Source organism: Chlamydia serpentis (assembly GCF_900239945.1).
In the GTDB taxonomy this organism is placed as follows: domain Bacteria; phylum Chlamydiota; class Chlamydiia; order Chlamydiales; family Chlamydiaceae; genus Chlamydia; species Chlamydia serpentis.
The window spans coordinates 20,573-43,765 of the sequence record NZ_LT993738.1; the positions used below are offsets into that span (position 1 = coordinate 20,573).

A 23,193-nucleotide genomic window follows, 5' to 3' on the forward strand; every position below is an offset into this window, starting at 1 on the left:
TTCCTTAAGAGCTTTTTTTATGCTGAATAATATTTACAGTAATTGCTTATGACTTGCAGTGTAATCAGCCATCGTACCGTCAAAGAATGTAATTTTATCTTTATCAAAGATCAATAATTTCATAGCACAATCTTGAATAAGGCCCCTATCATGAGAGACAAAAATTGCTGTACCTTTATAGTCGTTTATAGCCCAAGAAAGTGCAGAAACAGATTCTAAATCTAAGTGATTGTTAGCTTCATCAAGAATAAGAACATTATGATTTTCTAACATCATTCCTGCCATAAGAAGGCGTGCAGTCTCTCCTCCAGATAGTGCTTGAATTTGCTTGAAAGCATCATCACCGCCAAAGAGCATTTTTCCTAAAACACTACGGATCTCTTGATCACTAATTCCTGTCTTGCGATTTCGCAACCATTCGAACAGAGTTTCTTGACCGCAGTCAGCTAAAACATCACTATGATTTTGAGGAAAATAGGAACATATAGCTTGATGGCCTAGCTTTATACTTCCAGAAGAAGGTGTATCCACGCCTGCAAGTAATTTCATCAAGGTGGTTTTGCCTAGACCATTATTCCCAATAATCCCAAGTTTGTCTCCTTGATAGATTTCTAAAGAAAAAGGATGAATTACCTGATTATCTCCATAACTTTTCGTGATTCCCTCCAAAGATAAGACGACTTTTCCTGAAGACCGATCCGATAGGGGGAAACGAATATAGGGACGTTGGATATTAGATTTTTTTAATTCTTGTGGCTGCAGTTTCTTAATTTCTCTCAACCGAGATTGTACTTGACTTGCTCGTGATCCGGCACCGAACTTAGAAACAAACTCTTTGAGTTGGGTAATTTTCTTTTCTTTAGATTTAATGTCAGCTTTTTCTTGTTCCCGAGATGCAGTTTTCATTTCTATCATTGCATCGTAATTCCCAGGATAAATTATGATCGTATCATAATCAATGTCAGCAATGTGTGTAGTAATTGTGTTTAAGAAATGTCGATCATGGCTAACTACAATGACAGTGCCTTGATAGCTTTTTAGAAAGTTGCCTAGCCAATTAATTGAGTATAGGTCAAGGTGGTTAGTAGGCTCATCAAGAAGCAGTGCTTCTGGATGACCAAAGAGAGCTTGGCAAAGAAGAACTCGGAATTGTAGATCTATCGGAATTGTAGCCATTTTATTGCCAAATAGCTCGTTGGGAATACCAATCCCCGTTAACAATTCTTCGGCTTCTGAATCCGCTCGGTACCCATTTTCTTCTCCAATGATCTCTTCGATTTCAGCAAGTTTCATGCCAATAGCATCAGTAAATTCTTGTAAGTAAAGATTATCACGAATTTGTAAAGCTTCCCAAAGACGGGAATTACCCATAATAACACAATCTAAGACAGTGATATCATGAAAGGTATCGATATTTTGACGTAGGATCCCTACCTTTTTAGGTAAGGAAATAGAACCTTTTGTAGGTTCTACTATTCCCATAATGATTTTTAGAAGAGTAGACTTCCCTGCACCATTAGGTCCAGTAAGACCATAGCAGTTTCCAGGATTGAAGACTACGGACACCTCATCGAATAAAACTCGAGTCCCTAAAGATTTGCCAATTTTATCTAATACTATACTCATAGCAAAAAGCATAACAAAGTGCTTTTTAGAGTACAAGAGCTTTACCTGATTCTCTTATGCATGAGGATGGGCTTCTTGGTAGGTGCGTTTTTTTAACTTTATAGAGACTTGAGTATAGACTGTTGTGGTCTCTAGAGAGCTATGACCAAGAAGCATTTGGATTGTCTTTAAATCCATTCCACTCTCCAACCAATGAGTCGCTATAGTATGGCGAATTGTATGGGGAGTGATGTGTCCTGAAAGTCCTGAACTTCGCAGATATTCTTGAAATTTCCTATCTATAGATCGTGTGCTAATCCGGGTTCCAAAGCGATTTAGAAAGAGCGCTTGTCGATCTCGTTCTAAAGGAGCTCGGTCAGGATGGTTAAGATAGGTGTGTACCCATTGGATGGCATGGGGGGTGATGGGAACAATTCTTTCTTTCTTTCCTTTTCCTTTTATACGAACTAAGTGGGTAGTAAAATCTAAATCCCATTTGTTTATTGCTACAATTTCACTGATTCTCAAACCAGAGCTATAAAAAAGTTCCATCAGACAGCGATCACGTAGTCCATGATATTTAGAAATATCAGGAGTTGCCATTAGTATCTCAACTTGATTATAAGTCATAGGTGAGGGCAGCTCCTTGGGAAGACGGGGCCCTTGGATAGTTTCTGCAGGATTTTCTGTAAGAATTCTTTGGAGAACACAGTAATGACCGAAACTTTTAATTGAAGAAAGACACCGCTTGATAGTTCGCTTACTTTTCCCATTTTCTATAAGTTTAGCAACATAGATACGCACGTGTTCTTTTGTAAACAACGAAAGGGGAAGAGGAGAAACCCTTCGGTTGTCCAAGGTTAATTTCAGTGGGGGTGAAGAGGGAAGATTTCCGCATTTTTCTAAAAAATTTTTTAACCCATTAAGATCCAAACAATAGTTTCTTAATGTGTGTGAGGAAGCGCTTTTGATCGTCCTCAAGTAGTCCAAGAATGAATAGATAGAGGTAATCATCATTTTCTTTTAGATTAGGGAATGCTAGCCTATGAATATTATTTTCAAACTATTTATTTTGCATAGGATTTTTAGGGAAAGAATAGCTGTGGTATTCTTGCGCTACGGAAATATTCGGAAAAATAACGGAAGCCTCTTTATAAAAATCATCAAGATTTAAGTAACGTGCAGAGAAGTGTGTGAGAATAAGTTTTTCTGTTTCAGCTTGTTTTGCAAGGGTGGCCGCTTGTTTTGCAGTCATATGAAAATGGCTTTCAGCAAGATGACGATGTTCTTCAAGATACGTACTCTCACATAGCATTATACGACTGTTTTTTGCAAGATCTATGACTGCTTGGCAAGGCAGAGTATCAGCAATAACAGCGATACTATCTCCTTTTCGAATATAGCTGACATCACTAAGATGTACTGTAGAATCATTGATAACAATCTTTTCGTTCCGAATGAGATCTTGGATAATAGGACCATAAATACCTCGAGCCTGAAGCTTTTCAGGAAGAAATTTTATAGTGTCTGGTTCGGTGATTCTCCATCCCAAGGTATCTACCTGATGTTGAAGTCGTCGCGCTTCAATGCGAAAGTTACCAAAATCTTCTATAACTCCTTCCTCAGAAATAGGATGCTCAATTACCTGGATAGTCTCATGATAAATAGTGCCATAACGTAGGCGGTCAAAATATTTTTTTCCCGAAGCAGGATAATAACAGTGGATAGGATAAGAGACCTTATCTAAGTTGAGTCGCATTAGCATAGAGCCTAGACCCAAGCAATGGTCCCCATGAAAATGACTAACAAAAATTCTAGTTACTGTTGTAGGCGCAATATTTGCAAAGATAAATTGTCGTTGTGTACCTTCTCCGGGATCAAACAGCAGGCCCTCACCATTCCAGCGAAACAAGTATGCTCCTTGATTGCGTGTTCGAGTGGGCTGTTGGCTCGAACATCCTAACACAATTAATTCTCTAGAACTCATAAGGATTTACTTTAAGAAAAAGTCATAGAATAAACTAAATGAAATTATATATGCTACTACAACTTTTGAATGAAATTTTTATGATTTAGAATCTTTTTTCTTTATTTCTCTTGTGCTTATCGCTTGTATTCCGAGAACCAGTTTAATTAACTATTTGAAGACCACCAAAATGATGGAATGCCTCGTTTAGGGGGCGGTGGTGATGAAGAAAAAGAGCTATCACTGCTTGAACTTTGATGTGTTCCAAAATCTTTTTGTTTCTCTGGCTGTAATTTAGGCTTTTTTCGTTTTTTACCTTCATTTGTTAATTTCGATGTTCTACCTATAATTTTCGACGTAGTTTTCTTTGTAGAAAAAGATCTTTGCTTTTTCTTCTTTGTGGTAGCTGCTTTTTGATCAGTGGTAAGAGCTTTTGGTGCAGCTATTTTAGGTGATTCTAATGCAGTTTGTTGGGAGGATTTAGAAGAAGAATCACTAGACTCGACTTCAGAAGGACGCCTGCTTTGAATATGTTGGGAAATAGTAGATTTTAGCTCCTTGCCTTTATTGAAAGTGTCTTTGAGGATTTCTTCACTGCGACGATACCAGGATGGTTTAACATCTCCTTCTTGGATGGAAGGTGTTGTAGGACGTGATTTAGATCGGCATGCTTGAGGAACTTCTTTAGGCTTTTTTGTGAATATCCAACGAACAAGACACGGATTGAAGATACATAGAATAATTAAAAGAGCCAATGAGATTAAACAAATAGAAGTTCCTACTGGGGGAGAAAACATTGCTGTTATTGCTCCGGTAATAACTAAGAGACTAAGGATACCTAGAATGATTATGTAGGCAATTTCGCAAATCTCTCTAAGAGATTTAGATGCAGTTGCTGGCTTTTTTTGTTGAATGGTACTGGTAGTGAAAATTGTATTCTTGAGATTAGAGATGAAATTCGACATAGTAAGGTTTAAATTAAAGCTATAGCTATATGAAAAACAGCTTACGTATTTGAATACTCTTTGTAAATATACAGACTTTTTTATACGCATCACAATTCACGTGATGCGAATAATAAAGTTGATTTTGCCGAATACTCAGCTTGACTTATTATTTCAGCTTAGGAAAAGCCACCTTCACAACATCGTCATAGTGGGAGACAAAGTGGATCTTGAGTCCTGTTTTTAAGTAGGAGGGCAGTTCCTCATAATCTCTACGATTGTCTTCAGGAAAAATTAATATATTTAATCGAGACCTTCGTGCTGCAATTAACTTTTCTCGAATCCCCCCCACCCCTAAAACACGACCTGTTAGAGTGATTTCTCCAGTCATTCCCAAATTATTTACTACTGGTGTTTCTAACAATAAGGAAAGTAGAGAGGTAACCATAGTAATTCCTGCTGAGGGACCATCTTTAGGTGTGGCTCCCTCAGGAATATGGATGTGTACTTGAGATTTTGGAAAGAATGTGTAGCCTGGCGCATATTTACTCAAAGCACTATGCAAGTAGGTCCAAGCAATCTGAGAGGACTCTTTCATGACTTCTCCAGCTTGCCCTGTAAGATGCATATCTGTTTTCATTGAAGAAACTTGTACACTTTCTATGTATAAAGTTGCTCCACCTAGTGAGGTCCAAGCAAGTCCTGTTGCCACTCCTATAGGAGTTGACTCATAGAAGCGATCACTAGAAAATATAGGCTTTCCTAGGTAAGCCTGGAGATTTTTCGAAGAAATTTTAAACGAAATTTTCTTAGACTTGGATTTTTCTTGATTTTGAACAATCTTTAAAGCAACTTTTCTTAAGACTTTTTTAATATTTCCATTGAGATTGCGAACTCCAGCTTCGCGTGCATAATTATTGATCATATATTTTAAAGCTTCAGAGTGAAAATTCACTTCGCTTGCAGTCAGACCTATTTCCTTGCGAGCTTTCGGGACCAGATATTTTTTAGCAATTTGAAGCTTCTCTTCTAAAATATAACCAGAAAGCCTTAGTATTTCCATACGATCCAAAAGAGGATCGGGAATTGTATCTAAAACATTAGCAGTGAGAATAAATAGTACATTCGATAGGTCAACACGTACATCCAAATAATGGTCGAGAAAGTCTTTATTTTGTTCAGGATCTAAAACCTCTAAAAGAGCCGAAGCAGGGTCTCCATGATAACTAGCGCCAATTTTATCTACCTCGTCAATCATAATGACGGGATTCATAGCTTGACTTTGTTTTAGAGCTTGAACCATCTTTCCTGGCATCGCTCCAATATAAGTCCTGCGATGACCTTTAATTTCAGCTTCATCACGCATGCCCCCTACAGAAAAACGGAAAAACTTCCTATGGAGGACTTTAGCAATACTCCGGCCAATACTTGTTTTCCCAACTCCTGGAGGTCCTACAAGACAAATAATACTGCCTTTTAATCCTTTAGAGAGCTTACCTACGCTAATTAACTCTAGAATGCGCTGTTTAATCTCATCAAGACCATAATGGTCTTTATTAAGAATAACTTCCGCTTTCTTTAAATCATGATATTCCTTACTTTGTAGTCCCCAAGGAATAATCGTCAGCCAATCTAAGTAATTACGGCATACAGTGTATTCGGCAGAAGAAGTTTCTAAAGTTTGAAGCTTCTCAATTTCATCTTGAATAACTTCCATAGCATAGTCAGGAACATGACGCTTCCTTAATCTCTCAGAAAATTTCTCTATATCAATAGCGCGGTCTTCTTTTTCTAAGCCTAGTTCTTTTTTAATTGTTTTTAGTTGCTCTTTTAAAAAAAATTCTTTCTGGCTTTTTGTTATAGTAGCTTCAATCTTTTGATTGATGCTACTTTGTAGACGACTTAAGTCTAGTTCCTTTTTTAATAAGATTAACGCCTTGTCAATACGATCATGCATCTTCGTTGTTTCTAAGACTTCCTGAAGTTCTTCTCGTGTTGCTGTAGTTAGCGCTACTGAAAAATCAGCAAGTTTTCCAGGTTCAGTAAAATCTGAATGACCAAGAAAAATCTGAAGTTCTTCTTTAAATAAGGGATTGAGTTTTAGAAGATCCTTAATTACAGAGACGATACTAATAGAGTATGCTTTGAGCTCTTCTGTGAGCTCTTTATTGTCGGCATGATAAGAAACATGTGCCTTAAGATATTTATCTTTAACGGGTTCTATAATACGTATGCGCTCTTCAATGCTTAAGAGAACTTGAGCACTTCCTCCCTCGATTGGCATGATGCGCAAGATTCTTGCTGCTACTCCAGTTTTGTACAATTGGTTAAAATTAACTTTTAAAATGTCAGCGTTTTCTTTTTTAGTTAAGACTAAACCAATGTATTTTTGAGACGACTTAGCTAAGACTTTTAATACCTCATAATAAGGGCCGGACTCAATAAGAATTGGTGCCGCCATTCCAGGAAAAAACGGTCTTTTGTTCAATGGAAGAATAAATAACTCAGAAGGAAGCAAACGCTCAGTAGACTGATCATCGGATTCATCTTCAGATTCGTCTAAAAGTTTTTCAACATCTTCTGGATTTGGATCTAAGATCGGAGAGTCACTATTGATTGTAGAGTCCACAATTGTCCTTATGCTCGGCTATATTTGTCTATCTCCCTGGTATATTGCTCTTTTTTATGATTTAAAAAGAGGGGAGGGGGAATGTTAAAAGATTGCATATTTTGCTATACTACAAAATAGTTGCAATTAGCGCCTATACACAACTTCTAAAAAATATCTAGAAGGGATTAAAGATTAAGAAAGATGGGTGTTTAAGGCAAATCGTCTTTTCTTATTTGTTAGAAAAAAATAATTTATGTCTGATGCTAAAACTTGTTGATAGGTAGGGAATTAAGAAAAATTCTTTCCTATTTTTAAAGTTCTTTACTCCTGTAAGAGATCAATTTTCCATTGAACAAGCCCGACAAGTCCAAATCTTGTGCCTTGATCTTGGGGGTTTAAGGGGGGGAAGTACTGTGATCGACATATAATGGAACAGGAGGGAGTCTTCTCTAAGCGAGCAGTGGCTTCTTGTTGTTTATCGAGATGGTATTTAAGAGCGCGTTCATCTCCTGAAGTATAGGAAATAGGTATGAGAGAATGGAAATAGAAGCCAGGAAAGAGTTTATTGTAGGAGAATCCAAGATCTTGATTAGATGACGGGGGGCGATCAGGATGCGTAGTGATTTTAATAAAAGAAAAACCTTCTTGTATCAGTTCATTATAAGTTTTACCAGACCGTATCAATGCATGTAGGGCGTGGATCTTTTTTAATGCTTTGGGAGATGCTAAAGGTAGGCTCAGGCTTTCTTTACTTGGGCTAAGTAGATGTGTTAGTTCCTCTTCTTTCACACGTATAATCTGTTTACGATATTTGAAGAATAATACAATACGTAAAATGATTATAATAAAGAGACTAAGAATTATAGGAATGATTAAAAGAAAGGAAAGAATTTTAAGTGTTTTGTTTAGACAAGAAATAGGGGCGATTCTATTAACACATACAAAAGTGTTTTCGGAAGCCCCTTTGATAACAATAGATTTTTCCCCTCCTAAATGAAGGTAGTTATTCACTAGATTAGAATACTTTTCAAGAGCTCCTGAGCCTTTGTCTAAGTAAGGAAGAAATGACAAAGACGCTTTGGAGAACACTAAAGGGCGCACAGAAGAAATAAACATAGGTATGATTTTTATTTATATCTATTGTAACCGATTTTTCATTAAAGAGATAATTATTAACTATGTTTGGTTAAAATTATTTAAATGTTTTCTATTCCCTGCGAATAGATAAGAAAGTCGTAAGGTTTAAGCTGCATGGTTCATGTAATAAAGAAATAAAACTTAGTATTCCTTTTCACTCCATACATTTGGTGAATTATCTTTTTAATAATTAAGATAAGCGATTATCAATAGCTTTGTATCTTTGATTTTTATTGTGCAACCTTCATAGAGGCCTCAACTTCTTTCTAAAGTTTTTATCCATAGATTGACTAATTCCTTAACTCTGTTCGGAATACTGTTGCTAAGACGGTTTTATCACAGTACAAGGTTAGAGGGTTAGCTTCTTATATAAAGATAGAAATCTTATTGACTTGTTTTATTTCAACTCTAAATGTTTAGTTCATCAGAATAAATATATTCGTAATTAACAGTTTTTGAAGATATTTTATTTGATTAAAAAGAGTTTATAGGTATAGTTTGCTTTTTTTATGTTGAACTGGATACATGTACTTCTATAATTATGTTATAATAGATACTTCTGGATATCATCCATTTTTGGCCTATGTGGATAATAAGCGAGTAATTGAGCAGTGGTCTTTACCTATTGGACCAGATCTCGGAATTGTTTTAGAGTTTCTTTTTAAAAATAACAATTTGTCTTTTCAAGGAGTAGCTGTTGCCCTGGGGCCAGGAAATTTTTCTGCAACACGGGTAGGGATTTCTTTTGCTCGAGGTTTGGCTATGGGGCAGAACGTGCCCTTATTAGGGTACAGCTCTTTGGAAGGTTATTTATTATCCAAAAATCAAAAAAAAGCTTTAATGCTTCCTTTGGGGAAGCGGGGAGGAGTGCTGACCTTAAGTTCAGAAATTTCCGAAGATGGCTTTATTCAACAAAAAAGAGGGGTTGGTCCTGGAACCTTGCTTTCTTATCTAGAAGCTTCTGAATATTGCGTGGCTCATGGGTATTATCATGTAGTTTCACCTAACCCACAGCTCTTTGCTAGTAATTTTTCCGATAAGATTACTCTAGAACAAGTAGCGCCTTCTGTAGAACAAATTCGCAGATATGTTATTTCTCAACTTATGGTTGTGAAGTACAGCCCGGAAATGTCTCCCGATTATCGTAGTTACTCCTGTCTTTTTTAATTTTCAATTTTCTAAATAATTCTTTACGACATCTGTAGTCGACTAATTCAACTATCACTTGAAGCCTAATGGAAGTAGTGCTACAATCAGGACTCTTCTAAAGGACATAGTAAAAAGATTATTATAGTGTTTTATAGGAGATAAGACTTTTGTTATTTATTGCGTAATAAGGTAGTGCATGCCCAGTGTTAAAGTTCGAGTTGGAGAGCCAGTAGATCGTGCTCTGCGTATCTTAAAAAAGAAAATAGATAAAGAAGGGATTTTAAAAGCTGCTAAGTCCCATCGCTTTTATGACAAACCTTCTGTCAAAAAACGAGCTAAATCTAAAGCTGCAGCTAAGTATCGCAGTCGTTAATTGACAATGTTGTATTAGTTGGTAGTGTTTAAGGTATGGATTACTATTCAATTTTAGGTGTTTCTAAAACTGCTTCTGCAGAAGAAATTAAAAAAGCCTATCGTAAATTAGCTATTAAATATCATCCAGATAAAAATCCTGGGGATGCTGAAGCTGAAAAACACTTCAAAGAAGTTTCAGAAGCTTATGAAGTGCTTAGCGATCCTCAGAAGCGAGATTCTTACGATCGCTTTGGTAAAGATGGTCCTTTTTCTGGTGCTGGGGGCTTTTCTGGTGCTGGAGGAATGGGCAACATGGAAGATGCGCTACGTACTTTCATGGGGGCATTCGGGGGAGAATTTGGAGGGGGAAGTTTCTTCGAAGGTCTATTTGGAGGGCTTGGTGAAGCTTTCGGAATGCGCTCAGATCCTGCAGGTGCTCGTCAAGGAGCAAGTAAAAAAGTTCATATTACTCTAACTTTTGAAGAAGCTGCCCGTGGTGTTGAGAAAGAACTTGTTGTCTCTGGGTATAAAGCTTGTGACACGTGTTCTGGCTTGGGAGCTGCGAATTCTCATGGAATTAAATCTTGCGAACGCTGCAAAGGTTCCGGACAAGTCGTGCAAAGTCGGGGATTTTTCTCGATGGCATCTACTTGTCCAGAGTGTGGAGGGGAAGGTCGTGTCATCACAGATCCTTGTTCGACATGTCGTGGCCAAGGTAGAGTTAAAGATAAGCGTAATGTTAATGTACATATTCCAGCAGGTGTAGACTCTGGAATGCGTTTGAAGATGGAAGGTTACGGGGATGCAGGACAGAATGGAGCTCCTTCTGGAGATCTATACGTTTTTATTGATGTAGAACCTCATCCAGTGTTTGAACGTCGTGGTGATGATCTAGTTCTCGACCTTCCTATTGGCTTCGTGGATGCTGCTTTAGGTATAAAGAAAGAAATCCCTACTTTATTGAAGACAGAAGGGGCTTGTCGTCTTACTATTCCCGAAGGAATTCAAAGTGGAACAATTTTAAAAGTAAGAAATCAAGGATTTCCTAATGTTCATGGAAAAAGTCGTGGTGATCTTTTAGTTCGAATTTCTGTAGAAACTCCTCAAAATTTGTCTGAAGACCAAAAAGAACTTTTGCGTCATTTTGCTTCTACAGAGAAAGCGGAGAACTTTCCTAAGAAGCGTGGCTTTTTAGATAAAATAAAAGGTTTTTTTTCTGACTTCACTGTATAAAACAGAGAAAAGAGAGGCCCTATAAGAGAGATTTATGGAAGTAGTACAGAATCAGGTTATTTCTTCTATAAGAGATGTTTTGAAATTGGTTTGGCAATTACGATTTGCTGAACATAAAATGTTGCTTCTCTCTAGACAAAGCGGTTCTGGTGGTTCCTTTCAGCTCTCCTGTGGAGGTCACGAACTTGCTGGTGTCCTTGGTGGTAAAAGTCTTATTCCTGGAAAAGACTGGTCTTTCCCTTATTATCGAGATCAGGGATTTCCTTTAGGTTTAGGCTGCGATCTCTCTGAGATTTTCGCTTCTTTCCTTGCTCGTATGACTGTGAATCACTCTTCCGGAAGAATGATGCCTTATCATTATTCTCATAAAAAGTTGCGTATTTGTTGTCAGTCGAGTGTTGTAGGAACTCAATTTTTACAAGCTGCGGGTCGTGCTTGGGCTGTAAAGCACTCACAAGCAAATGAAGTTGTCTATGTTTCTGGAGGAGATGGCGCTACATCACAAGGCGAATTTCATGAAATGTTAAACTTTGTCTCCTTACACCAACTTCCTCTCGTTACAGTAATTCAAAATAATCATTGGGCGATCTCAGTGCCTTTTGAAGAGCAGTGTGGAGCAGATCTTGCTCGTTTGGGTAATTGTTATCACGGACTAGCTGTTTACGAGGTCAGTGGCGGTGAATATACCTCTCTGTCAGAAACCTTTTCTCTTGCAGTAAATCAAGCACGTCACCACTCTCAGCCTTCTTTGATTTTAATAGATATGGTTCGTCTGGGATCGCATAGCAATTCCGATAACCAAGAAAAATATCGTTCACCTTTGGAACTTAAACTCTGTACTCAGAAGGATCCATTGGTACTTTTAGAGAAAGACGCTGTTGATATCTTTGGTTTATCTTCTATCGAGGTTGAAGAGATCAAGGCTGAAGCTCAGGAAGAAGTGCAAAAAGCTTGTCAGATTGCCGAAGCTCTTCCCTTCCCTATTAAGGGATCAACAAGTCATGAAGTATTTTCTCCTTATACAGAGGCTTTAATCGATTATGAGAATTCAGAAAATGCTCAAAATTTGCGTAACTCCGAACCAAAGGTGATGCGTGATGCTATTGCTGAAGCTCTTATGGAAGAGATGTCTCGGGATTCTGGAGTCATTGTCTTTGGCGAAGATGTTGCCGGAGATAAAGGTGGCGTCTTTGGTGTTACCCGAAATTTGACAGAAAAATTCGGTCATGAACGTTGTTTTAACTCTCCATTAGCTGAGGCGACAATCATAGGTACTGCTATAGGGATGGCATTAGATGGCATTCATAAGCCTGTTGTCGAAATTCAATTTGCAGATTATATTTGGCCAGGCATCAACCAATTGTTTTCGGAGGCCTCTAGCATATACTATCGTTCGGCTGGAGAATGGGAAGTCCCCTTAGTCATAAGAGCCCCTTCAGGGGGGTATATTCAGGGAGGGCCTTATCATTCGCAAAGTATAGAAGCGTTCTTAGCCCATTGTCCTGGAATTAAAGTTGCGTATCCTTCCAATGCTGCTGATGCTAAGGCTTTATTAAAAGCTGCAATTCGAGACCCAAACCCTGTGGTATTTTTAGAGCACAAGGCCCTATACCAAAGGCGGATTTTTAGCGCTTGTCCAGTGTTTTCTAGTGACTATGTTTTGCCTTTCGGTAAAGCGGTCGTTGTGCATCCCGGGACAGATCTTACCTTGGTTTCCTGGGGAATGCCCTTGGTGCTAAGCATAGAAGTCGCTCAGGAATTGGGTGTACGGGGAATTTCTATAGAAGTGATAGATTTACGTACGATAGTTCCTTGTGACTTTCCTACCGTTTTAAAATCAGTAGAGAAAACGGGTAGATTGCTAGTGGTTCACGAGGCTTCAGAGTTTTGTGGATTTGGTAGTGAGCTTGTCGCTACTATCTCAGAACAGGGCTATACTCACTTAGATGCTCCTGTTCGCCGTCTCGGAGGGCTTCACTCTCCTGTTCCTTATTCTAAGATTCTAGAAAATGAAGTTCTCCCACAGAAGGATTCTATTCTGCAAGCTGCTAAGAGTTTAGCAGAATTCTAGAACGCCTTCTGAATTTCCTATTCTACGATTTCTTAACCCAAAACAGTGCCTGGCATGCTACTTTTAGTGGCAATTCGTTTATGCTATTTACGGAAACACTGGAAAGAACATGCGTTCCTTCAGATTCTAATAAAATTCGTAAAGCTTCTACCAGGGCCAATTGGCAACAGTAGTGCCATGTAGTAAATTCCTCTTGATTTTTGCTTAAATCCTTTAATCCCAAAATTTCAACTTGTATACTGCTAACATTACTTTGTATGCAGATATCAAAACATTGTAAATAAGCTTTCACTAAATTAGCATATGCTGTCTTTATATTGAAATCTTGGAATGTGATTGCTCTGCGTAGTTTGGGTGGAATCAGGGTTTCTAGTGTAGGAGGATTAATAGCAATCAGGTGCGAGGCATAAAGGGTATCACCTTCTTCTAAGGTCCAGGGACCAGAAATGCACGCACCTATAGGGAGTTTTTTTTCTTGAGATGGGATCGTATCTTTGATCGTTTCCCAGCATCTTTTGCTTAAACGTGCTGTGACAGCAGAGGTTCTTCCTACTGTCATGGAAAAGTCCATGCTAGAATTCGTCGTAACAACAATAGCTCCTGACTGTTTGTTTAGAAGCTTATCAGTAGAAAACATGCCTTGGAAACAGTGCAAACGAAAGCAAGGTTTTGTTTTGGATCGCATGGTTACACTTGTGAGATTACTAGATTTTAGACGGTCTGTTGGGTCTGTATCTGGATCTAGATCAAATAAACTCTTTAGCCAAGCGTGAAGAATGGAATAGTCCCATTTTAACGGGTACCGTATCTCAGGATCAGAGCTCAATTTTGTTTTAGGTATCGCTTTAGGTGTAGGAGGTATTAGAATTTTTTCTTCAGGGATTGGTAATGCCTTTGGGGCTGGTTCAGGTGATATTTTGGCTGGAGTTTCCAGGTGTTCCTCTGTTAGAGTAGGCCTTTCTTTTAGGTGTTTTATAAAATAGAGTAATGCCAGGCCTATAAAAATAGCCGTAAGTATAAATATAGGAATTGAGACTGATAAAGAAGCACTTAAACAGACGCTCAAGATTCCGCTGAGTAACAGTGCTAGCCCAAGAATAAAACAAGACACAGCTTTGATGATAGAGGATTTGGCGTCTGCTTTCTCATTTTGAGGTTGAGAAGGTATTGCCTCTAAAGGACTTGGTGGGCTAGGCTCAGAACAAGGATTGTGGAAAGAAATCGGGGATGAAGCATGAGATAGAGAGGGTGGAACTGAAGTTGGAGTCGATGTCCTATTCATAGATACTCTTTTATAAATTTTTGAATGAAAATATTACTTAATTTTAACATAACGACAAGTAGAAAGAAAAAGCACAAGATGCGGTTCAATTTTATTTATTATGGAAACAATTTTCGTCTATTTATTTTATCTTTTTTATAAGCTTTCGATCAGATAATAAGTATTAGTTGGAACTAAGGGGTTAGGAGAACATTTTGAGCATAAGACTCCAAAGAAAAATACAACTAGGGAAATTAGTGTAAGAATCCAAGGAGCAACTGGTGGGAAAGAAATGGTAGTCAAAATATTAGGAGTTTGTAGCCAAGGATTCGCAAGAAATTTATGCACGAAAATTTCAGTCATTGGGACGAGGAAGGGAAAGATGAGTGAAGCAAGGAGTAGAAAGATCATAGGAAGGACCGTAAAAGGAATGATTAGGTTATAAATGAGACCGTCAAGAGGTAGTTTACCGAAAAAGTGCATAATAGGAAGGATAATAAAAATTTGTGCAGATATTGAAATCGCAAGAGTTGAAGCCAAGTAACGGATAGGTCTTAACCAAAATGGCGATAGTACAAGTGTCCAAGGCGTGTAGAGAAAGGAATAGAGTATAGGGAAAAAAATAAGAATCCCTAACGTGGCTAAGAAGCTTAGGACAAAAGATGGAGAGAAAGGGGAAAAAAATATAGAACATAACATAAAGCCTAGACCTAAGCGATTGAGTCCAGAACAGCATCCTGAAAAGTACGAAGAAAAGCAAAGTAAAGATGTCGAGATCCAAGCACGCCACACTGAGGGGGATACGGGGAAAATAACTGTTAAAGAAGTAAGTAGAATAAAGATTAGAATGTTTTTGATTTTCAGAGGGAAAAATCCGAATAATATCCAAAGAGTGGAGGCGCATAAAGAAAAATGCCAGCCTGAGATAGCAAAGAGATGCGATAATCCTTTTTTCCTGAAGAGATCTTGAAGATTTTTGGGAAGAGGAGCTCCTAATAGGAGGCTTGAAGCAAAGGCTTGTACTTCGCTGGAATAAAAGGCATTTTTGAGAAAATGTTTGCTAGCTTCTTCACATGCATCTTTTATAATAAACAGTCTAGACTTAGGAATTTCTTTGCAGCAAGCATTAGACTTAAAAACAATTTGAGATGTATGATGTAGGGTCCCTTGGAGCTGATAAGTTTTTTTAGGTTCTAATTGAGACTCTGATAGAATTTGACAGGCAATGTAGCGAGCTCTCTTACCACATGGACTTTTAATAGAAAGTGCTTCTCCATAGTAGATTCCTTGCCATGCTTTACGGTGAATTACAAAAGTGCCTGATACTAAACCTTTATGAGTAAACGGTGCAAAAGTTAGAATCAGGGGAATGATCCAAGCAATTGCTAAGGGCACCCATTGTTTCGGATTGCGAGGAAGGAATATTCCTAGAAAGATAAGAATAAGAGCGCTGCATCCTGGATGACTACGACATACTGTGGCAGCGAGCCAATAGAGTCCACATAAAAACATAGGATGCTTTTGTTGGAAGTACTCACAAGAGGCGCGTAATCGAATGAGCCAGGAGCTTATGAGATAGCGAAAGGAAAAAGATGAAAAAATCTGAAAACAGTTTAACATTCAATATCCGTTCTTTTTTCCCTCGCGATGTATTATGTGTTGAACAGCTACGAAAGGAAATGTCTTGGGAAGAGGCCTCTGCAAAGATACCGCGCCTTCCTCGAGGTTGGTATGAGCTGATGGGTTTATCTAAAGAAGATCGTATAGACTTTTGTTTAGACTTCTGGTGTTCAGTATTAGGGGTTAAGCATAACGAATCCCCAAGTATTTGTCGTTTTTTTTCTTTGTTAGAAACTATAGAAGTTTATATCTATCGCCTAGACCAAGGGCCCTACCAAGTAAAGATGTTCTATATCTTTCGTGATGCTCGTTGTGGATTTCAAGGAGAACCACCTTTCTTAGATTCTTTAGGGAGTAGACTACCACCTTTAGGGGACAATCATTATCAAAAATTTTTCTCTATACATAATGGATTTGGAAAGTGGGAGGATGAAGGAATTTTCCCTCTTAGGTCTTTAGCAAAAGTGCAACAACAATTGCGTCAGCAACTCGTTTTACTAAATAAAGTGCATCCTGAAGAGAATTGTTATTCTTTAGGGGTTTTTCCTTTTTATGGTTATGAAGAGCCTTTTACCTATCAATGCTTCCTTTTTGACCCTGAGATACGTAGAGATCTTCCTTCACCTAATGTATTTTTGAACGAGGAAAGCTTAAAACATCGAAGTTTAGAGGCTATTGAGTTATTTCATTTGACTACGAGTTACTATTCTTCTTTTCTTTCATGGTTAGAAAATTATCTACATAGTGAAGGGGTTTATAATGAATGAGTTTATTAGTACTTCTTCTTCTAAGAACGAGAATACAGATCTACAAGATCTCTTTGAAGAGCTCGAGGCAACTTGTATAGTTAAGAACGCTGCAGGGATTCATGTGCGTCCTGCAGGAATTATTGTTCAACTATTTAATGGAGAAGATTGTGATGTGCGTTTTACCTATGCAGGCAAAACTATAAATGCCAGAAGTATTATGAGTATTCTTATGTTGGGGGCTCCTCAAGGGGGGGAGATTCTTGTGACTATTAGAAGTAAAGAAGCCTGTCGTATTTTAAAGAAGATACAAGATGCTTTTAATTCTGGTTTTGGAGAACTCTAAATGAATATTTCGCCTACTGTATCTAATGAAGAATGGCGTGTTTCAGCAACGTCTATAGTTACTGGTATGGCCTTAGGCAAGGTATTTTTTCTAGGAACTTCCCCTTTACATGTTCGGGAGCTTACTCTCCCTCAGGAAGAGATTGAACATGAAATCCATCGTTATTACATGGCTTTAAATCGTTCTAAATCTGATATTGTAGCTTTAGAACAAGAAGTTACGGGACAACAAGGTCTTCAAGAGGTTTCCTCTATCTTACAGGCTCATCTAGAGATTATCAAAGATCCCCTCCTTACTGAGGAGGTGGTGAATACAATCCGTAAGGATCGTAAAAATGCAGAATATGTCTTTTCTTCAGTAATGGGTAAAATAGAAGAATCGTTAACAGCAGTACATGGGATGCCTGCTGTTGTAGATCGTATTCAAGATATTCATGATATTTCTAATAGAGTAATTGGCCATTTGTGTTGTCAACATAAGAGTTCTTTAGGAGAGTGCGATCAGAATTTGATCATATTCTCTGAAGAATTGACGCCCTCAGAAGTTGCTAGTGCTAATTCTGCTTATATTCGAGGTTTTGTCTCATTGATAGGTGCGGTCACATCACATACAGCCATAGTCTCGCGGGCTAAGAGCATTCCCTATCTTGCAAATATCTCTGAGGAACTTTGGTATCTTGCAAAGCAATATAATGGTAAGTTGGTCTTAATAGATGGTTACCGCGGAGAATTGATCTTTAATCCTAAGCCAGCAACCTTGCAAAGTTGTTACAATAAAGAACCCTCAGTTATTGTTAATCCCTCACACAAGTTAGTCAAAAAATCAATTCATCCTGTGATCTCTTCGCATGCGGGGAGCAATAAGGATATAGAAACTCTATTGCACCACTTTCCTGGCACATCCATAGGGCTCTTTCGCTCTGAATTTTTAGCGTTGACTTTAGGGCGCCTACCTACAGTACAAGAGCAAGCGGATATTTATGAGAAACTCGTAAATTTTCCTGGAGACTCTCCAGGAGTACTGCGTCTGTTTGATTTTGGTGAAGATAAGCCTTGTCCTGGAATAAACAATAAAAAAGAGCGGTCAATACGATTCTTGCTCCACTATACTTCGGTACTTGAAGATCAGTTGAAAGCTATTGCTGCAGCCTCTAAAGATGGCCCCATAAAGATTTTAATCCCAGGAGTTTCTGATCTTTCTGAGATTGTCGAAGTTAAAAGGAGGTGGGATAAGATTCAAAGCAGAAATCCTAAGGAACAAAAAGTTTTTTGGGGGAGTATGATAGAATTCCCTTCCGCCGTTTGGATGACTCAAGAGATCGTTGGTGAATGTGATTTCCTCTCTATAGGAACTAACGACCTTATCCAATATACTTTGGGAGGCTCAAGAGGATCCGAGCTTCCTAACCATCTAAATGTCCATTTGCCTCCAGCAGTTATCCGTATGATTAATTATGTGGTTCAGATTGCTAAACCAAGTAACATTCCTGTAGGCATCTGTGGAGAGGCAGCTGGGCAGCTGGATCTTACTCCTCTATTTATAGGTTTAGGAGTTAAAGAGCTCTCAGTAACGATGCCTTTAATCCATGAGCTTCATAATCATATGGCTCGCTTAGATATGAATTATTGTGTCGCAATGACTGAAGAGCTTTTGCAAGCTAAGACATGTTTGGAAGTGCAAGAACTTTTAAATAGAAAAAGCCCAGCTTTATCCTAAGAAGTAGGCATGAACCTTTTTTATCCTGACTATTTTTGCAGGCTAGTTTTAGTGGCAGAATATTGGTCTTACATTTAAAAATAAGTACTTAATTCTAAAAAGACATTGTTGAACGCATAATAGACATCTCTTCATCCATTTTCTCTTTTGCAGATTTAAATGCAGCGCGGAATAAATCTTCAATAATTTCAGGGTCTTCAGGATCTAGGCATGTAGGGCGTACCTTGACTGTAATTAAATCACACTTTCCATTAATTACAACGGTCACTAGCCCATTTCCAGCTTTCCCCTCATAACGCTTTTCTAATAACGAGGTTTCCATTTCTAAGAACTGCTGTTCCATCATCTTAGCTTCTTTTTTTTTCTTAGCATATCCACTACCCATGTTTATCTATCCTTAGGTGAAATATTGACTTGTTTTTTCATGAAAATGATCTGTACGACTTATGCTTATTGTTTTAAAATTCCTGAAAATTCTACAACAGCAAATTGTAGTAACGTATCTATAGTTGCAGATTTAACTACAGAAGAACTCTTCCCTTCGACAGCTATAATTTTACTTTCCCCAATAGAAGACTGATTTTCTTGTTTTAGAAAATTCTGTTCTTTGTAGATGGTTTTAGGTATCAAAGCTTCTGATGGCGGGACAAGTTGACGAGGAACTTCTTTGATATTGCCAAGATTCTTAAACTGCGTATTCTTAATCGAGGTTATGAGTTCTGATAAAACAGGCCTTTGATAAACACGGATAATATGAATAATGACAGTTTCTAAAAATGTTTGTTCAAAGATTGTATTTTGCAAGTGTTTCGCAGATTCACCAAGAAAATCTATAATTTCTAAAAGTTGTTCTATAGTATAATAAGAAGAAACTTCTTTTATTTCGCTATTCTTATAATTTTTAAGAAGAAGATCGCGATAGAAGACTGTAAGATCATGAAGAAGAACAGTAGGCGCTACCCCTGACTGTAATAATTCAATAACAGTTTGTAAAGCTGTTGGATAGTCTGCCCTCCGGATAGCAGTTTCTAAAATTTTTATAGTATCTTCAGCAGGAAATCCTAAAGCTTTAGAAACAGCTTCAGGAGATAAAATTTCAGGAAGTAAAGAGACCACATAGTCATAAAGAGATTCCGCATCACGTAAACTTCCCTGTGCTGCACGTGCGATAGGTACAAGTGCCTCTTGTGATGACGTAATATGGTTATCTTGAGCCATAAGAGAAAGCTTTTTTAAGATAGTTGTATCAGGTATTCTTTGGAGATGCATTTTTTGACAACGACTTAAAATGGTATTAGGAATTTTCTGAATTTCTGTAGTGGCTAAGAAAAATTTTATATGTGTTGGTGGCTCTTCTAAGGTTTTCAATAAAGCGTTGAAAGCTTCTTTAGTAAGCATGTGGACTTCATCTATGATATAAATTTTGAACTTAGCTTTTACTGGAGTAAATAACACTGTTTCATTGATTTGACGGATGTCTTCAATACCTCGATGTGAGGCTGCGTCTATTTCTAAAACGTCTAAAGAAGATCCAGAAGAGATTTCTTTGCAAGAAGAACACTGATTACAAGGCTCTCCGTCATCCCCTAGATTTGTGCAGTTCAGAGCCTTAGCTAAGATACGGGCTAAGGTGGTTTTCCCTGTGCCGCGAATTCCAGAAAATAGGTAGGCATGAGCCAATCGATTGAGGACTAAGGCATTTTTTAATACAGAAACAACAGAACTCTGCCCAAGAATCTCTCGAAAGATTTGTGGACGATATTTTCTGGAAGACGTTTGGTATGGGGATGGAGTCATTGCATATCCAAAAAAATATATATGAAAAGCTCATATTCTCATTTAAGAGACTTTTTCTTGAAGACCTTTCTAGATTTCATTAGAAAACCTTTTCGAAAAGAAGTCTGGCTTCATTAATGGAATAGTTCTATCCATAGGAGGATTTTTTGACTTTCCTTTGTGGACATTTTATAGAGAAATCAGAAAAATATCTTTAGAAAAAATAGTGCTCGCATTCTTAAAATTAATAGCGTGATTGCCTAATTTGGTCTTAATAAAGTATCCTACTGTGTATGATTAAACAAAAGACTGCTATAACAACTAGAAATCAAGGATTTGTTTTTAATAAATCTTTAAAGGAAGACTGTGAGCATGAATTTTTATATAGTTCCTGTTCAGCATTTAAGGTGAACTACAGATTGGTTCTCATAAATAGATAATTGTGAGAACAAAATTTGTAAGTGTATGGTTAGATAGATGAAGCAACTTAGACATGAATCCTATACCCATACATTACATAAGCTAAGTCATCATTGGATGCGATATTTCCTATATATTTTTGTTTCGTTTGCATTCATATTTGCAGTCTTTACTTTCGCATGGTTAAAGGTTCTTTATATCCCTCAGTATAAAGAAGGTGATATTTCTCGCGTTTCACTAATAGCCCCTATAGATTTTTCTTTAAGTTGGAGTGTTGATAAGTTCTACAAACATAATGCAGAAGTCCCGGAAGCTTTTGGGAAAGTTTATCATTTTAGACACTCTTCTACCATGCTTCTTAATCAGGAATTTAAAATAGAAGATGATATGAAGTATTGGCTTGAAAAAGCCTCTGAATTTTTATTGTCTACCAACTTTGTAGATAGCTCAACAGACAGATGCCTTAAAGACTTATCCATATGTTCCCCTTTACTTGAAGATGCCAAGAAAATCTTAGAAATAAATATCGGCTCGAATATAGACAGTGTTCTTCCTAAGTGTTTTACTTATGTAAAATCCTTCCTAAATCAAGAAAGTTGTCCGTTACCTTGTCTTGATTGGGTAATGCGTATCCTCACTGCTTCCAAATTCGAAATGGTCATTGATAAGGAAATGTCAGGATATTTAAAAGGAGAACTTCTTGGAACCCATTGTATTGAGAAAATTACTAAGGGAACACCTATACTAGAAAAATATCAAAAAGTACAAAATCGAGATGTTAAAATCTTGAAACAACTGCGGATACAGTTGCTTTCATCACGAATATTGTTTTCTTGCCGATCATTATGGGGTGCTATTTTTGTAGTTTGTTTGACGCTTTTTTGGGGTTATGGTGCTCTAAAAGCTTTGTCTCCAGAGATTTTAGAATCATTGCATCGCTTTATGCTCTATATTGCTATTTTAACACTTTCCTTACTCTGGTGCAGAGCAACAGAAATATTCTGTGTTAACTGGTTTCCTTACTTGTCTTCACCGCTAATTTTGCCATTCACTGCTGTGCTTTTGGGATATTTCCTAGGTTTGCCCATCGCAGGGTTCTCCTGTATGTTTCTCGCTCTTCTTTATACTTTAGGATCCGATCTTTGGAACAACAATTGGTTTTTATCTATTAATCTGCTTTGTTCTTGGAGAATCTTAGCAACCCTAAATCGAAAAAGTCATCTTTCTTCAGTATTCTGGGCATGTATGAAGCTCGGAGGCATTGTTATGGGTAGTTTATTTCTATTTCGGATATTTACCAATACAATATCTAAAGAAGCACTGTATCTTGATGGAATCGAAAGTTTTATTTATAGCTTGGTTACAACAATCAGTGTTGTTGCTGTGATTCCTGTCTTTGAAGCTGCTTTCGGAGCTTCTACGAACTTCTCTTTGCTTACTTATCTATCTCCTGACCATCCTTTACTAAATCGTCTTTTTAAAGAAGCCCCAGGTACTTATCAGCACTCGGTACTGGTAGGGAGCTTAGCAGAGGCTGCTGCTCAAGCTATAAGCGCAGATAGCTTGTTTTGCCTCGTCGCAGCTCATTACCATGATATTGGAAAGCTGATCAATCCAGGTTTTTTTACTGAAAATCAAATAATTTTGAAGCAATCTCGAAACTCTCTATCACCATTAGAATGTGCTAAAATGATTATGCGCCATATCCCTGAAGGAGTGAATCTTGTAAGGCAGGCAGGACTTCCCGAGTCTTTTGTGAGGGTTATTGAAGAGCACCATGGTACGTCTGTAATACGGTCTGCATACTACAGTCATATGATAGAAAATCCAGGGACAGCAGCTTTTGATGAGGAACTGTTTCGATATTCTGGGAAAAAACCTTCCACTAAAGAAACTACAATTATTATGATAGCAGATTCTTTTGAAGCTGCCTCGCGATCTTTGAAAAATACTAGCCTTTCGGATCTTCGAAGACTTATTGATCAAATTATTCATGGGAAGATGCAAGACGGTCAGTTTTCTTGCTCTCCCGTTACTTTAGATGAGCTCGCACTGATTAGTGAGAGTATGATAAAAACTCTTTATGGAGCTCTGCATTCTCGTATGAAATATCCTGAGATATCTTATAAATCTTCTACAGATTCTTTTACACAACAACTGATAGAAGGAATCTAAAATTTTAGTAAGATTCACCTTCTTTAATCTAAGAATAGAAACAAATGTTAGTATATTCAATAC

General features: G+C 37.7%; 18 protein-coding genes. 8 read left to right on the forward strand and 10 right to left on the reverse strand.

All coding sequences use genetic code 11. From position 1 onward, the window contains the following. Window positions 1-33: 33 nt before the first annotated feature. From C834KP_RS00060 to C834KP_RS00085, 6 genes are all read right to left on the reverse strand, one after another. Window positions 34-1,626, reverse strand: a complete 1,593-nt coding sequence (locus C834KP_RS00060) for an ABC-F family ATP-binding cassette domain-containing protein (protein ID WP_108897104.1) — start codon at window positions 1,624-1,626, stop codon at window positions 34-36. A gap of 54 nt (window positions 1,627-1,680) precedes the next feature. Further along, window positions 1,681-2,619, reverse strand: coding sequence for a tyrosine recombinase XerC (locus C834KP_RS00065; protein WP_108896197.1), 939 nt, complete (start codon window positions 2,617-2,619; stop codon window positions 1,681-1,683). 49 nt (window positions 2,620-2,668) lie between these two features. Then, the gene (locus C834KP_RS00070; protein ID WP_108896198.1) at window positions 2,669-3,592 is read right to left on the reverse strand and encodes a ribonuclease Z; all 924 of its coding nucleotides are present in this window, start codon (window positions 3,590-3,592) and stop codon (window positions 2,669-2,671) included. 146 nt (window positions 3,593-3,738) lie between these two features. After that, the gene (locus tag C834KP_RS00075) at window positions 3,739-4,536 is read right to left on the reverse strand and encodes a hypothetical protein (RefSeq protein WP_108896199.1); all 798 of its coding nucleotides are present in this window, start codon (window positions 4,534-4,536) and stop codon (window positions 3,739-3,741) included. A 148-nt stretch (window positions 4,537-4,684) separates the two neighbouring features. Then, entirely contained in the window at window positions 4,685-7,144 is a 2,460-nt protein-coding gene (gene lon / locus C834KP_RS00080) for an endopeptidase La (protein WP_108896200.1), read from the reverse strand. Window positions 7,145-7,447: 303 nt separating this feature from the next. Beyond that, complete coding sequence (locus C834KP_RS00085) at window positions 7,448-8,242, reverse strand: DUF648 domain-containing protein (protein ID WP_108896201.1); 795 nt, start codon at window positions 8,240-8,242, stop codon at window positions 7,448-7,450. 546 nt (window positions 8,243-8,788) lie between these two features. Between C834KP_RS00085 and C834KP_RS00090 the strand changes: the two genes are divergently transcribed. From C834KP_RS00090 to C834KP_RS00105, 4 genes are all read left to right on the forward strand, one after another. Then, the gene (locus tag C834KP_RS00090) at window positions 8,789-9,430 is read left to right on the forward strand and encodes a tRNA threonylcarbamoyladenosine biosynthesis protein TsaB (protein ID WP_108896202.1); all 642 of its coding nucleotides are present in this window, start codon (window positions 8,789-8,791) and stop codon (window positions 9,428-9,430) included. A gap of 178 nt (window positions 9,431-9,608) precedes the next feature. After that, on the forward strand, window positions 9,609-9,785 hold the full coding sequence (gene rpsU / locus C834KP_RS00095) for a 30S ribosomal protein S21 (protein ID WP_010882681.1): 177 nt from the start codon (window positions 9,609-9,611) through the stop codon (window positions 9,783-9,785). 35 nt (window positions 9,786-9,820) lie between these two features. Then, window positions 9,821-10,999 (forward strand): molecular chaperone DnaJ, encoded by a 1,179-nt coding sequence (dnaJ, locus tag C834KP_RS00100; RefSeq protein ID WP_108896203.1) that lies wholly within the window; start codon window positions 9,821-9,823, stop codon window positions 10,997-10,999. A gap of 34 nt (window positions 11,000-11,033) precedes the next feature. Beyond that, the gene (locus C834KP_RS00105) at window positions 11,034-13,070 is read left to right on the forward strand and encodes an alpha-ketoacid dehydrogenase subunit alpha/beta (protein WP_108896204.1); all 2,037 of its coding nucleotides are present in this window, start codon (window positions 11,034-11,036) and stop codon (window positions 13,068-13,070) included. 22 nt (window positions 13,071-13,092) lie between these two features. Here the strand turns inward: C834KP_RS00105 and C834KP_RS00110 are convergent, their stop codons facing one another. Both C834KP_RS00110 and C834KP_RS00115 read right to left on the reverse strand, forming a co-directional pair. Further along, a complete protein-coding gene (locus C834KP_RS00110) occupies window positions 13,093-14,352 on the reverse strand; it encodes a macro domain-containing protein (protein WP_108896205.1) in 1,260 nt (419 codons plus the stop codon). A gap of 135 nt (window positions 14,353-14,487) precedes the next feature. Continuing rightward, the gene (locus tag C834KP_RS00115) at window positions 14,488-15,951 is read right to left on the reverse strand and encodes a ComEC/Rec2 family competence protein (protein ID WP_108896206.1); all 1,464 of its coding nucleotides are present in this window, start codon (window positions 15,949-15,951) and stop codon (window positions 14,488-14,490) included. Between C834KP_RS00115 and C834KP_RS00120 the strand changes: the two genes are divergently transcribed. From C834KP_RS00120 to ptsP, 3 genes are read left to right on the forward strand one after another with little or no spacing between them, the layout of a single operon-like run. Next, complete coding sequence (locus tag C834KP_RS00120) at window positions 15,924-16,718, forward strand: hypothetical protein (RefSeq protein ID WP_108896207.1); 795 nt, start codon at window positions 15,924-15,926, stop codon at window positions 16,716-16,718. The two genes, C834KP_RS00115 and C834KP_RS00120, sit on opposite strands and share 28 nt — an antisense overlap. Further along, window positions 16,711-17,043 carry an HPr family phosphocarrier protein gene (locus C834KP_RS00125; protein WP_108896208.1) on the forward strand — a complete coding sequence of 111 codons (333 nt, stop codon included), beginning with the start codon at window positions 16,711-16,713 and terminating at the stop codon, window positions 17,041-17,043. The genes C834KP_RS00120 and C834KP_RS00125 overlap by 8 nt, the downstream gene beginning before the upstream one ends. Then, a complete protein-coding gene (ptsP, locus tag C834KP_RS00130) occupies window positions 17,044-18,759 on the forward strand; it encodes a phosphoenolpyruvate--protein phosphotransferase (protein WP_108896209.1) in 1,716 nt (571 codons plus the stop codon). 94 nt (window positions 18,760-18,853) lie between these two features. Here ptsP and C834KP_RS00135 read toward each other — a convergent pair whose 3' ends face one another. After that, window positions 18,854-19,144 carry a YbaB/EbfC family nucleoid-associated protein gene (locus C834KP_RS00135; protein ID WP_108896210.1) on the reverse strand — a complete coding sequence of 97 codons (291 nt, stop codon included), beginning with the start codon at window positions 19,142-19,144 and terminating at the stop codon, window positions 18,854-18,856. 65 nt (window positions 19,145-19,209) lie between these two features. Continuing rightward, window positions 19,210-20,556 carry a DNA polymerase III subunit gamma/tau gene (dnaX, locus tag C834KP_RS00140; RefSeq protein ID WP_108896211.1) on the reverse strand — a complete coding sequence of 449 codons (1,347 nt, stop codon included), beginning with the start codon at window positions 20,554-20,556 and terminating at the stop codon, window positions 19,210-19,212. Between the two features lie 456 nt (window positions 20,557-21,012). Between dnaX and C834KP_RS00145 the strand changes: the two genes are divergently transcribed. Next, window positions 21,013-23,130: an HD family phosphohydrolase gene (locus tag C834KP_RS00145; RefSeq protein WP_108896212.1), complete on the forward strand. Its 2,118-nt coding sequence runs from the start codon at window positions 21,013-21,015 to the stop codon at window positions 23,128-23,130. Window positions 23,131-23,193 lie beyond the last annotated feature (63 nt).